The organism is Rubrivivax sp. JA1055, from assembly GCF_020966565.1.
In the GTDB taxonomy this organism is placed as follows: Bacteria; Pseudomonadota; Gammaproteobacteria; order Burkholderiales; family Burkholderiaceae_C; genus Rubrivivax; species Rubrivivax benzoatilyticus.
In genome coordinates, this window is record NZ_JAJKFP010000001.1 from 147,109 (window position 1) to 159,394 (window position 12,286).

Consider the following 12,286-nt stretch of genomic DNA (forward strand, 5'->3'; position numbering starts at 1 on the left):
CAAACCGCCTGGCGGTTACACCGGGTCCGCGGGGGAAGCGCCGGGCGACAGCGTGCCGCCGTCGAGCAGCGCCTCGAAACGTTCGCGCGGCAGCGCCGGCGCAAACAGCCAGCCCTGGAACTCGGCCACGCCGAGCTCCTCCAGCCAGCGCCGCTGGGCCTCGGTCTCGACGCCCTCGGCCACCGGGTGCAGCTTCATCGCCCGGCACAGCCCGACGATGGCCTCGGCCACCGGCCGCTCCTGCAGCGGCGCCTGCACGAAACGCCGGTCGATCTTCAGCGACGTGAACGGCAGCCGCTGCAGATAGGCCAGGTGCGAGTAGCCGATGCCGAAGTCGTCCAGCGCGACCGACAGCCCGAGCGCACGCAGCCCCTCGACGACCCGCGTCGTGCGTTCGCCCTCGGCGACCAGCATCGACTCGGTGACCTCGATCTCCAGCGCCTGCGGCGGGCAGCCGGTGCCGCGCAGCACGGCCTCGATCTCCTCCAGCAGCCACGGGTCCTCGAACCCGCACGGCGACAGGTTGACCGACAGCTTCAGCCGCCGCCCCGCCGCCCACCAGCCGGCCTGCTGGCGCGCGGCCATCTCGAAGGCCCGGCGGCCCAGCTCGCGCATCATCCCGGTGGCCTCGCACACCGGGATGAACTCACCCGGCATCACCCAGCCACGCGCCGGATGGCGCCAGCGCAGCAGCGCCTCGGCACCGACGATGCGCGGCACGCCGGCGCTGACACGCGGCTGGTAGAACAGCTCGAACTCGTGGCGCGCCAGCGCCGGGCGCAGCTCCTGCTCCAGCCGCGTGCGCGCCTGCAGCGTCACGCTCATGCCGGCCTCGTAGAACGCGAGCGCGTCGCGGCCCTCGGCCTTGCCGCGGTACATCGCCAGGTCGGCGTGCTGCAGCAGGCGCTCGAAGTCCTCGCCGTCGTCGGGGAAGACGCTGGCGCCGACGGTGGCCGCGACACGCGCCTGCACGCTGCCCAGCTCGAACGGCCGCGCCAGGCGCTCGCGCAGCCGGGCGTGGATGCGCGCCACCTCGCGCCGCGGGTCGGGGGCGGCCAGCAGGATCAGGAACTCGTCGCCGCCGAAACGCGCGACGAGGTCGTCGCGGCGCACCGCGCCGGCAAAACGTTCGGCCACCTGCACCAGCAGCTCGTCGCCGGCAGCGTGGCCCCAGGAGTCGTTGACGTCCTTGAAGTGATCCAGGTCGATCAGCACGACGGCGGCCTTCAGCGGCCGCTCCGGCGGGGCCTGCCGCACGGCGTCGGCCAGGCGGCGGAAGTGGGCCTCGGCCGCGGCGCGGTTGGGCAGCCGGGTCAGGCCGTCGTGCTCGGACAGGAAACGCGCCTGGGCCTCGCTCTGCTTGAGCGGCGTGACGTCGGTCTCGCCGAGCAGCAGCACCTCGGCGCCGGTGACGGCGTCGCGGCGGCGGCGCGCCGAGACCTCGTGCCAGCGCGGCCCGGCGGCGGTGTGCACGGCCATCGTCAGCGTCGCCTCGCCGTCACACTCGAGCTGGCACTGCAGCGCCGCCAGCGCCTCGGCATCGGCGAAACGTTCACACAGGGGCTCGTCGTGGCGGCGCACCGAGGCACGCGCCGCCGGGTTGCGGTACAGCGCCCGCCCGTCCAGCGCGTGCAGCGAGATCATCATCGGCGTGTGCAGCAGCGCGTCGACGGCACGCAGCGACTCGGGCGTCGTGTGCTCGATCGGCCGGCCTTCGCAGAGCATCGCCATGCGGCCGTCGGGCAGGCGCCAGCCGCTGAGCTGCATCTGCAAGGGCACCGGCTGGCCGTCGGGGAACAGCGTCCACTGCTCGTTGAAGACCGCGCCGTGCGCCACGAAGTCGGCCTGGTACTGCGCCAGCCGCGCGGCCACGGTGGCCGACATGTCGCGGCTCAGGTCGCGCGCGGCCAGGGCCTCGCGACTGTCGGCGCGCCAGACCTCCAGCGCCGCCCGGTTGGCCCAGACGACGCGGCGGTGGTCGATGTCGAAGATCCAGACCGGCGCCCGCAGCAGGTCCAGCGGCTCCAGCGAGGCCGGCGCGCAAGGCGTGTCCGGGTAAGGACAGCCCGGCGAACGCTGACGCCCCGGCGAGCGGGCACCGGGCGACAACGAGAGGCGGCGTGGCTGGGACACGGGTACGGGTCTCCGGGCGCGAGCCGCCGCGGGGGGCACGCCGCCACCCGCCGGGCAGCCGGCATCACCCCAGGTTATCGGCCGCCAAGGACGAACGTTGAGCCGCGGCCGGGGGCCGGGCTCAGGCCGGCGTCCACAGCGGCGGCAGGCCGCGCAGCGTGTGCAGGATGCGGCCCAGCGCGCCTTCGGCGACCAGCGCGCTGGCGTGCTCGATGTCGGGCGCCAGGTAGCGGTCGACGTCGATCGACGGGCAGCCGGCGCGCAGCAGCGCGTGCGCGGCCTCCAGCGGCTCGGAGCTGGCCAGCGGGCGCAGGAACTCGATGCCCTGGGCCGCGGCCAGCCACTCGATGCCGAGGATGCGTGCGACGTTGGCGATCATCGGCTGCAGCCGGCGCGCCGCGAAGGTGGCCATCGAGACGTGGTCCTCCTGGTTGGCGCTGGTCGGCAGGCTGTCGACGCTGGCCGGGTGGGCCAGCGACTTGTTCTCCGAGGCCAGCGCCGCGGCGGTGACGTGGGCGATCATGAAACCGCTGTTGAGCCCCGGCTCGCGCGCCAGGAACGGCGGCAGGCGCGAGACGTTGGCGTCGATCAGCATCGCGATGCGGCGCTCGGCGATGGCGCCGACCTCGGCGATCGCGGTGGCCATCGCATCGGCGGCCAGCGCCACCGGCTCGGCGTGGAAGTTGCCGCCCGAGACCAGCGCGCCGTCTTCGGCGAAGACCAGCGGGTTGTCGGTCACGGCATTGGCCTCGCGCAGCAGCACCAGCGCCGCGTGGCGCAGCTGGTCCAGGCAGGCGCCGACGACCTGCGGTTGGCAGCGCAGGCAATAGGGATCCTGAACCCGGTCGTCGCCGTCGACATGGCTGGCGCGGATGCCGCTGCCGGCGAGCAGCCGGCGGTAGACCTCGGCGACGTCGATCTGGCCCGGCTGGCCGCGCAGCGCGTGGATGCGCGGGTCGAACGGGCCGTCGCTGCCGCGTGCGGCGTCGACCGTCAGCGCGCCGATCACCAGCGCCGACTCCAGCACCGGCTCGAACGAGAACAGCGCGTGCAGCGCCAGCGCGGTGCTGGTCTGCGTGCCGTTGATCAGCGCCAGGCCTTCCTTGGCGGCCAGCGTCAGCGGCGTGATGCCGGCCGCGGCCAGCACCTCGGCGGCCGGGCGGCGCACGGTGCGCCCGCCTTCGTCGACGAGGAACTCGCCTTCGCCGAGCAGCGCCAGAGTCATGTGCGCCAGCGGCGCCAGGTCGCCCGAGGCGCCGACCGAGCCTTGCGCCGGCACCCAGGGCACGAGGCCGGCGTCGTGCACCGCCAGCAGCGTGTCGACGACCACCGGGCGCACACCGGAGAAACCGCGCGCCAGGCTGGCCGCCTTCAGCGCCAGCATCAGCCGCACCACCGGCGCCGGCAGCGGCTCGCCGACGCCGACGCTGTGCGAGCGGATCAGGTTGCGCTGCAGCGTGTCGAGGTCGGCCTCGCCGATGCGCGTGCTGGCCAGCTTGCCGAAGCCGGTGTTGACGCCGTAGACCGGCGCCTCGCCGGTGGCCGCGGCGTGCACGACGGCGGCGCTGGCGCGCAGCCCGGGCAGCGCCTGCGGGTCGATCATCAGTTTGTGGCCGCCGGCGTGGATCGCCTGCAGTTGTTCGAGCGAGAGTTCTCCGGGTCGCAGCAGCATCGTCAGACTCCTAGTGCCTGCATCGGCAGGTCCAGACCTTGTTCACGGGCACAGGCCTGCGCCTCCTCGTAGCCGGCGTCGGCGTGGCGCATCACGCCGGTGGCCGGGTCGTTCCAGAGCACACGCGCCAGGCGGCGGTCGGCGGCTTGGCTGCCGTCGCAGACGATGACCACGCCCGAATGCTGCGAGTAGCCCATGCCGACGCCGCCGCCGTGGTGCAGGCTGACCCAGGTGGCGCCGCCGGCGGTGTTGAGCAGCGCGTTGAGCAGCGGCCAGTCGCTGACGGCGTCGCTGCCGTCCTTCATCGCCTCGGTCTCGCGGTTCGGGCTGGCGACCGAGCCGCTGTCCAGGTGGTCGCGGCCGATGACGATCGGCGCCTTGAGTTCGCCGCTGCGCACCATCTCGTTGAAGGCCAGGCCGGCGCGGTGGCGCTCGCCCAGGCCCAGCCAGCAGATGCGCGCCGGCAGGCCCTGGAAGGCGATGCGCTCGCCGGCCATGTCCAGCCAGCGGAGCAGGTGCGCGTCGTCGGGGAAGAGTTCCTTCAGCTTGGCGTCGGTGCGGCGGATGTCTTCCGGGTCGCCCGACAGCGCCGCCCAACGGAACGGCCCCTTGCCGCGACAGAACAGCGGCCGCACGTAGGCCGGCACGAAGCCGGGGAAGGCGAAGGCGTCGGCCACACCCTGGTCGAGCGCGACCTGGCGGATGTTGTTGCCGTAGTCGACCGTCGGCACGCCCATCGCGTGGAAGGCGAGCATCGCCTTGACGTGCGTGGCGCAGCTGGCGGCGGCCGCGGCGCGCAGTTCGGCGTGCTGTGCCGGGTCGGCCTGCGCGGCGCGCCAGCGCTCGACCGTCCAGCCGGCCGGCAGGTAGCCGTTGACGAGGTCGTGGGCGCTGGTCTGGTCGGTGACGAGGTCCGGCCGCACGCCGCGGCGCACCAGTTCGGGCAGCACCTCGGCGGCATTGCCGAGCAGGCCGATCGACACCGCGCGGCCTTCGGCCGTGTAGCGCGCGATGCGCGCCAGCGCGTCGTCGAGGTCGGCGGCCTGCTCGTCGAGGTAGCGGCTGCGCAGGCGGAAGTCGATGCGGCTCTGCTGGCACTCGACGGTCAGCGAGGTGGCGCCGGCGAAGCTGGCGGCCAGCGGCTGCGCGCCGCCCATGCCGCCCAGGCCGGCGGTGAGGATCCAGCGCCCGGCGAGACTGCCGCCGTAGTGCTTGCGGCCGGCTTCGGCAAATGTCTCGTAGGTGCCCTGCACGATGCCCTGGCTGCCGATGTAGATCCACGAGCCGGCGGTCATCTGGCCGTACATCATCAGCCCGGCGCGGTCGAGGCGGTCGAAGTGCTCCCAGGTCGCCCAGCGCGGCACGAGGTTGGAGTTGGCGATCAGCACACGCGGCGCGTCTTCATGGGTGCGGAACACACCCGCCGGCTGGCCCGACTGCACGAGCAGCGTCTCGTCGGGCTTCAGCCGCTCCAGCGTCGAGAGCAGCGTCTCGAACGCGCGCCAGTTGCGCGCCGCCTTGCCGATGCCGCCGTAGACGACCAGTGCGTCGGGGTTCTCGGCCACCTCGGGGTCGAGGTTGTTCTGCAGCATGCGGTAGGCGGCCTCGATCAGCCAGTTGGCGCAGTGCAGCGTGGTGCCGCGCGGCGAGCGCACCGGGCGCGGGCCGGCAGGACGGGCGGAAGACTCGGACATGGGCGGCTCCTGGGCGACGCGGGAGGGTCGGATCAGGGTTGCACTGTACTTGTCTAGACAAGTCGTCGCAACTACCATCCGGCCATGGTTTCCCCGGACACGGCCGAGGCCCCGTACGCGCGGGTCAAGCGCTTCCTGAAAGACGGTCTCGAACGCGGCGAGTGGCCGCCGGGCGCGCTGATGCCGTCCGAAGCCGAACTCGTCGCACGGTTCGGCGTCAGCCGCATGACCGTCAACCGCGCGCTGCGCGAGCTGCAGGGCGAAGGCCTGGTCGAACGTTCGCAAGGTGTCGGCACCTTCGCCGCGCAGCGCCACCGGCTGGCGTCGACGCTGACGATCCGCGACCTGCACGAGGAGCTGGCGGCGCGCGGCCAGCAGCATGAGGCCGAAGTCCTGCTGAAGGCCGAGGAATCGGCGCCGCCGGCGCTGGCCGAACGGCTGGGGCTGGCGCCGGGCGCGCCGGTGTTCCACACCGTCATCGTGCACCGCGCCGACGGCGTGCCGCTGCAGCTGGAAGACCGCTACGTCAACCCGGCCGCGGCGCCCGGCTATCTGGACGTGGACTTCAGGGCGACGACACCGACGCACTACCTGCTGCAGGTGGCGCCGCTGTGGGAAGCCGAGTACAGCGTCGAGGCCAGCGCCGCCAGCGCCGACGAAGCGCGGCAGCTGGCGATCGCCGAAGGCGACCCCTGCCTCGTCGTCGTGCGCCGCACGCGCCGCCTCGACGGCCCGATCACGATCGCGCGCCTGGTGCACCCGGGCCGGCGCTACCACCTCGAAGGCGGGTTTCGGCCGTGATCACCGTGCACGCCGCCGACGTCGCGCCGCGGCCCTGGGCCAACGGCGGCGGACGCACCCGTGAACTGGTCGCCGGCCCGCGCGGTGGCCACTGGCGCTGGCGGCTGAGCCTGGCCGAGCTGGAGACCGACGGGCCGTTCTCCGCCCTGCCCGGCGTCTGGCGCTGGTTCGTGCTGGTCGAAGGCGATGCGGTCGAGCTGGAGTTCGACGACCGTGTGCTGGCGCTGCGGCCCGGCGACCCGCCGCTGGCCTTCGACGGCGCGCTGCCGCCGCACTGCCGCGTGCACGGCGGCCGGGCGCGTGCGCTGAACCTGATGCTGCGTGATCTGCACGGCAGCCTGGCGCTGGAGCGCGGCACCGCGCCGCTGCAGGCGCTGTACGAGCCGGCCACGCAGACGCTGTTCTGGGACCTGGACGACACGCCGGCGGCGCCAGCCGGCATCTGGGTCGGCATCGAACCGGGAGACCTGAGATGGCGCTGACGCTCTGGCGCGACGCGCGCCTGGTGACGCTGGCCGGCGACACCGGCTGGGGCCTGATCGAACACGGCGCGCTGCTCGCCGACGGCGACACGATCGCCTGGGCCGGCCCCGAGGCCGAGCTGCCCGCCGGGCTGGCGCCCGAGGCCGAACACCGCCTCGGCGGCGCACTCGTCACGCCGGGCCTGATCGACGGCCACACCCACCTCGTCTACGGCGGCGACCGTGCGCGCGAGTTCGAGCTGCGGCTGCAGGGCGCGAGCTACGAAGACATCGCGCGCGCCGGCGGCGGCATCCGCTCGACGGTGGCGGCGACACGCGCCGCCGACGAAGCGGCGCTGTTCGCCGCCGCGCTGCCCCGCGCCCGCGCGCTGGCCGCCGACGGCGTGACGACGCTGGAGATCAAGTCCGGCTACGGGCTGGCGCTGGAGGCCGAGGCGCGCTGCCTGCGTGTCGCGCGCCGGCTGGGCGCCGAGACCGGGCTGACGGTGAAGAAAACCTTCCTCGGCCTGCACGCGCTGCCGCCCGAGTACGAAGGCCGCGCCGACGACTACGTCACGGCCGCGATCGGCTGGCTGCCGGCGCTGCACGCACAAGGCCTGGTCGACGCCGTCGACGCCTTCTGCGAGACGATCGCCTTCACGCCGGCGCAGGTCGAACGTTTCTTTACCGCCGCGCGAACACTGGGCCTGCCGGTCAAGCTGCACGCCGAACAGCTCAGCGACCAGGGCGGCGCGGCGCTGGCGGCGCGCCACGGCGCGCTGTCCTGCGACCACCTGGAATGGCTGTCGCCGGCCGGCGTGCGTGCGATGGCCGCCGCCGGCAGCGTCGCGATGCTGCTGCCCGGCGCCTTCTACTGCCTGCGCGAGACCAAGCTGCCGCCGCTGGCCGGGCTGCGCGAGGCCGGCGTGCCCGTCGCGCTGGCCACCGACCACAACCCGGGCACCTCGCCGATCCTGTCGCCGACGCTGGTGATGAACCAGGCCTGCACGCTGTTCCGCATGACACCCGAAGAAGCGCTACGCGGCTTCACCGTCAACGCCGCACGCGCGCTGGGCCTGGCCGACCGCGGCCGGCTCGAGGCCGGGCAGCGCGCCGACCTCGCCGTCTGGGACCTGGGCCACCCGGCCGAACTGGCCTACTGGATGGGCCGCGCCCCCTGCCGCGGCACCGTCGTCGGAGGCATCGCACGATGAACGAGACCTACACCCTGCACCGCGGCACGCGCCCGCTGCTGATCAGCGTGCCGCACGCCGGCACCGAAATCGCGCCCGAGGTCGCCGCCGCGCTGCTGCCGCGTGCGCTGGCCGTCGAGGACTGCGACTGGCACCTGGATCGGCTCTACGACTTCGCGGCCGAACTCGGCGCCAGTCTGATCGTTCCGCGTTACGCACGCTACGTCGTCGACCTGAACCGCCCGCCCGAGAACACGCCGATGTACCCGGGCCAGAACAACACCGAGCTGTGCCCGACACGTTTCTTCAGCGGCGAGCCGCTGTACCGCGACGGCCGCGCGCCCGACGAGGCCGAGGTGCAGCGCCGTGTCGCCGCCTACTGGCGCCCGTACCACGAGGCGCTGCAGGGCGAGCTGGCGCGGCTGAAGGCCGAACACGGCCAGGTCGTGCTGTTCGACGGCCACAGCATCGCCGCCGAGCTGCCCTGGCTGTTCGACGGCCGGCTGCCCGACCTGAACCTCGGCACGGCCGCCGGCAGCGCCTGCGCGCCGGCGCTGCGCGAGCGCCTGGCCGCGGTGCTGGCGGCGCAGAGCCGCTTCGGCCACGTCGTCGACGGGCGTTTCAAGGGCGGCTACATCACGCGCCACTACGGACGTCCGCAGGACGGCGTGCACGCGGTGCAGATGGAGATGACCTGGCCGTGTTACCTGGCCGAGGCCATGCCGCCGGTCTGGGACGCGGCACGCGCCGCCGACGCGCGCGCCGTGCTGCGCACGCTGGCCGAGACCCTGCTCGCATGGCGGCCGTGAACCGCGAGTTCTGGGCGCCACGCGCCTGGGTCGGCGGGCGCTGGCGCGAGCAGGTGCGGCTGGCCGCCGGCGCCGACGGCTGCTGGGCCGCCATCGACTGCGGCGTCGCGCCGCCGCCCGGCGCCGAACGCCTGGCCGGCGACGTGCTGCCGGCGCTGGTCGACGCCCACAGCCACGCCTTCCAGCGCGCTTTCGTCGGCCTGTCCGAACGCCGCGACGACGCGCACGACGACTTCTGGTCCTGGCGCGACCGCATGTACGGCGTCGCGGCGAAGCTGCGGCCCGAGCAACTGCGCGCCGTCGCCGCCCATCTCTACACCGAGCTGCTGGCCGGCGGCTACAGCCAGGTCTGCGAGTTCCACTACCTGCACCACGACCTGGACGGCAGCGCCTACGCCGACCCGGCGGCGATGTCGTTGGCGCTGGCCGACGCGGCGCAGGACGCCGGCATCGGCCTGACGCTGCTGCCGGTGCTGTACGAACGCGCCGGCTTCCAGGCCGACGCGCTGCGCCCCGACCAGTGCCGTTTCGCGACGACGCCGCGCCAGGTGCGCGAGATCGCCGACGCGCTACGCGGCCGGCCCGGCGTGACGGTCGGCGCCGCGGTGCATTCGCTGCGCGCCGCGCGCCCGGCGTCGATCGCCGAACTGGCCGCGGCCTGCGACGGCCCGCTGCACGTGCACGTCGCCGAGCAGACCGCCGAAGTCGACGACTGCCTGGCGGCCACCGGCTGCCGGCCGATCGAGTGGCTGGCGCGCCATGCCGGCCTGGACGTGCGCTGGCAGCTGGTGCACGCGACGCATGCGACGCCCGACGAGATCGCGGCCGTCGCCGCCAGCGGCGCTGGCGTCGTCATCTGCCCGGCGACCGAAGCCGACCTGGGCGACGGTTTCTGCGACCTGCCACGCTGGCTGGACGCCGGCGTGCCGCTGGCGGTCGGCTCGGACAGCCAGGTCGTGCGCGCCTGGCCCGAGGAGCTGCGCTGGCTGGAATGGGGGCAGCGGCTGCTGCACCGGCGGCGCAACGTCTCGGCAGCCCCCGGAGTCGAACCATCGAGCGCGGCGCGACTCTTCGAGCGCTTGCGCGCCGGCGGCGGCACGGCCGCGGGTTTCGCGCGCTGGGGGCTGGAGGTCGGCGCGCGGGCCGATCTGGTCGAACTCGACCCGGTCGAACCGGCGCTGGCGGGCCTGCCACCGGGTCACCGCCTCGACGGGCTGGTGTTCGGCGCGCCGGCGGCACCGTTCAAGCGCACGCTGGTCGGCGGGCGCTGGGTGGCGCCGGATCGGGAGGGGATCCGGGCGCGGTTCGAGGCGGTGATGGCGGAGATCTGGACCGAAAGCTGAGCGAAGGCGGGCCTCGCCGGCAGCATCGCGCGACGGGACGCAGGACGTTCCCGCTGGACTCCTAGGACCGGGAGCCGCCGTAGCCGGGTCGCCGGCTGTCGTGCTTGACGACGAGGATCTTGAGCGAGTCGCCGTCGACGCGATAGATCAGCGTGTACGGGAAGACGGCCATCGCCAATCCCCGGCGTCCCCGGCTGCGGGGAGTTCCAATCTCGGGCTGGCTGGCCAACAGAGCGCCCGTCCGCTTGAACTCGGCGACGAACCGCGCAGCCAGTGCCGGAGATCCTTCGCGCTCGTAGAAGGCGGCCGCGTCCAGCAGGTCTTGTTCGGCCGCTGGATGGAGAACGAGCTTCATCCCGGAAAGCGAGCCTCCAGCCGCGCGACGGCGATGTCCAGGGAAACGGCCGCCACCTCGCCAGCAGCGAGCTCGATTTCGCGACGATCTGCCAATTCATCCCACACCGCCTCGGCCTTGGCGTCCACGTCCAGGCTCGCGATCAGGCGGTCGAGCAGGCGGGCGCGGTCGGCGGGCGACAGGCGGAGCACTTCGGCCTGCAGGACTTCAAGCTTGCTCGACATGGGCGCCTCGCGGGGGATGCTTCATTGGGGTAGCTTGCCACAACCGGGACGGAAGGCCGCGCCGCTTCACATGCCCCAGCCCGTGCCCCGCGAGCGAAGCGGGCGCCCCGTTTGCGTTCGACGCACCGATGCCGCGAACATCGCGACCATGAAACTCGACACCGACCGCATCGACGACGCCGTTCTCGCTCTGCTGTTGCTGGGGCTGCATGAAGGCGAACGCGCCTGGAAGTCCTTCGACTGGGACGCCCTGGACCGGCTGCACGCCAAGGGGCTGATCTCAGACCCGGCCGGAAAGGCCAGGTCGGTGGTGTTCACGGCACAGGGCAAGGCGACAGCCCTGGCATTGCTTCAATCGCTGTTCGGCGCACCGGATTGAATGCAGCACCCAGGCACCTAATGCGTGCCTTCGGTGGCGCCTACGCCCTGCGGTCGAACCGCCCGTCATAACTCCAGTTCCTGAGCTTCAAGGCCGTGATGCCCGTCGCGTCCGGATGGCGCGGGTTGATCAGGCAGTTGTTCTCCTCGGGCACGATGACCGACGGCAGTTCGAGCACGGCCGACGCCATCGACGCCAGCCAGCGCTGGCCGAGTTCGACCGACACCAGGCCTTCGGGGATCGCGCTCCAGCCGACCGGCAGCGACGCCGCCTGCAGCGTCTGGCGGCGGGTCCAGACTTCGTCGGGGATGTCGACCCGCACCAGGAAGCGGTTCAGCGGCAGGCCGGCGACCTGCAGATGCACGACGGTCTCCAGGCAGGCCAGTGCGATCGAGCCGGCGCAGTAGACGACCGGGCTGCCGGCACGGTTCCAGCGGCCGCCGGTCTTCTCGGCGCCACGCCCCGACAGGTCCTCGGCGAGGAAGTCGCGGGTGTCGCTGGCGATGCGCCAGACGAACACTCAGGCGTAGGCGCCGCTTTGAGCGCGCGCCAGCAGGTTGGCCACCAGCATCTGGCCCTCGGCGGTGTCCATCAACTCGGCCGGGCAGCGGCCGCCGAGCGCCGGCACGGGCTCGCCGAGCCAGCGCCCCACCCAGGCACCGGCGTCGAAGCCGGCGGGCGTGCCCGACTCGTCCAGCATGGCCTGCACCTGGCCGATCAGGCGCGCGATGCCGAGCACGCGTGAACTCTGTTCGGCCGACAGCGGCTCATCCTTGGCCAGGCGGCGCTCCATCGTCGCGCGCGGCAGCCCCAGCGTCGCATAGAGCCGGTCGCGGCTCATGCCCAGGCTGCTGGCCAGCGGCGGCACCCACCCGGCGCGCACACCGGTCTTGACGAGCGTGACCGTCTGCAGCGGCGACAAGGCATCCAGTCGCTGCAACAAGCCGGGCTCCTGGCTCGGATCGGCCTGAAGCAGGCGGCTCAGCAACTCGTCACCCGTCGACGACGCCGAGCGCAGCGGGGCGCGCCGGCCGGTGGCGGATGCGGCGGCCTCGCTGCGAACCCTGTTCTCCATCACGCTCATCGCCACACCTCGTCTCATTTGAGACAACAGCCGATCCCAAACGGGCTCAGCTCGCGCTGGGATCTGCACGGGGTTCACCCGAACACCGCCGCCCCAGCCCCGACATGACACTTGTCAAGCCGTCTGCCCCCACAACAA

13 protein-coding genes are annotated in these 12,286 nt (G+C 73.2%); 6 read left to right on the forward strand and 7 right to left on the reverse strand.

Features of this window, described 5'->3' with window-relative positions; all coding sequences use genetic code 11:
• Positions 1-15: 15 nt before the first annotated feature.
• The 3 genes from LOC65_RS00645 to hutU form a co-directional block, all read right to left on the reverse strand.
• Positions 16-2,133, reverse strand: a complete 2,118-nt coding sequence (locus tag LOC65_RS00645; RefSeq protein ID WP_230246184.1) for an EAL domain-containing protein — start codon at positions 2,131-2,133, stop codon at positions 16-18.
• 121 nt (positions 2,134-2,254) lie between these two features.
• Positions 2,255-3,805, reverse strand: a complete 1,551-nt coding sequence (gene hutH, locus LOC65_RS00650) for a histidine ammonia-lyase (protein WP_230246187.1) — start codon at positions 3,803-3,805, stop codon at positions 2,255-2,257.
• A gap of 2 nt (positions 3,806-3,807) precedes the next feature.
• On the reverse strand, positions 3,808-5,499 hold the full coding sequence (gene hutU, locus LOC65_RS00655; protein ID WP_230246190.1) for a urocanate hydratase: 1,692 nt from the start codon (positions 5,497-5,499) through the stop codon (positions 3,808-3,810).
• Positions 5,500-5,583: 84 nt separating this feature from the next.
• On the opposite strand from hutU, the gene hutC reads away from it, so the two are divergent.
• From hutC to hutF, 5 genes are read left to right on the forward strand one after another with little or no spacing between them, the layout of a single operon-like run.
• Positions 5,584-6,300, forward strand: a complete 717-nt coding sequence (hutC, locus tag LOC65_RS00660) for a histidine utilization repressor (RefSeq protein WP_230246193.1) — start codon at positions 5,584-5,586, stop codon at positions 6,298-6,300.
• Complete coding sequence (locus tag LOC65_RS00665; RefSeq protein WP_230246196.1) at positions 6,297-6,782, forward strand: HutD family protein; 486 nt, start codon at positions 6,297-6,299, stop codon at positions 6,780-6,782. Before hutC ends, LOC65_RS00665 begins: the two co-directional genes overlap by 4 nt.
• The gene (gene hutI, locus LOC65_RS00670) at positions 6,773-7,975 is read left to right on the forward strand and encodes an imidazolonepropionase (RefSeq protein WP_230246198.1); all 1,203 of its coding nucleotides are present in this window, start codon (positions 6,773-6,775) and stop codon (positions 7,973-7,975) included. The genes LOC65_RS00665 and hutI overlap by 10 nt, the downstream gene beginning before the upstream one ends.
• Complete coding sequence (hutG, locus tag LOC65_RS00675; RefSeq protein WP_230246200.1) at positions 7,972-8,763, forward strand: N-formylglutamate deformylase; 792 nt, start codon at positions 7,972-7,974, stop codon at positions 8,761-8,763. Before hutI ends, hutG begins: the two co-directional genes overlap by 4 nt.
• The gene (hutF, locus tag LOC65_RS00680) at positions 8,751-10,106 is read left to right on the forward strand and encodes a formimidoylglutamate deiminase (protein WP_230246202.1); all 1,356 of its coding nucleotides are present in this window, start codon (positions 8,751-8,753) and stop codon (positions 10,104-10,106) included. Before hutG ends, hutF begins: the two co-directional genes overlap by 13 nt.
• Before the next feature lie 61 nt (positions 10,107-10,167).
• Here the strand turns inward: hutF and LOC65_RS00685 are convergent, their stop codons facing one another.
• Together LOC65_RS00685 and LOC65_RS00690 are read right to left on the reverse strand one after the other, a co-directional pair.
• Positions 10,168-10,461 (reverse strand): type II toxin-antitoxin system RelE/ParE family toxin, encoded by a 294-nt coding sequence (locus LOC65_RS00685; protein ID WP_230246204.1) that lies wholly within the window; start codon positions 10,459-10,461, stop codon positions 10,168-10,170.
• Positions 10,458-10,685, reverse strand: coding sequence for an addiction module protein (locus LOC65_RS00690; RefSeq protein ID WP_164964009.1), 228 nt, complete (start codon positions 10,683-10,685; stop codon positions 10,458-10,460). Before LOC65_RS00690 ends, LOC65_RS00685 begins: the two co-directional genes overlap by 4 nt.
• Positions 10,686-10,833: 148 nt before the next feature.
• Here LOC65_RS00690 and LOC65_RS00695 point away from each other — a divergent pair, with 148 nt between their 5' ends.
• Positions 10,834-11,064, forward strand: a complete 231-nt coding sequence (locus LOC65_RS00695) for a DUF6429 family protein (protein WP_230246205.1) — start codon at positions 10,834-10,836, stop codon at positions 11,062-11,064.
• Positions 11,065-11,104: 40 nt separating this feature from the next.
• Here the strand turns inward: LOC65_RS00695 and LOC65_RS00700 are convergent, their stop codons facing one another.
• Together LOC65_RS00700 and LOC65_RS00705 are read right to left on the reverse strand one after the other, a co-directional pair.
• Positions 11,105-11,584: an RES family NAD+ phosphorylase gene (locus LOC65_RS00700; RefSeq protein WP_230246206.1), complete on the reverse strand. Its 480-nt coding sequence runs from the start codon at positions 11,582-11,584 to the stop codon at positions 11,105-11,107.
• Positions 11,585-12,148, reverse strand: a complete 564-nt coding sequence (locus LOC65_RS00705; protein ID WP_230246208.1) for an antitoxin Xre/MbcA/ParS toxin-binding domain-containing protein — start codon at positions 12,146-12,148, stop codon at positions 11,585-11,587.
• Between the last annotated feature and the right edge of the window lie 138 nt (positions 12,149-12,286).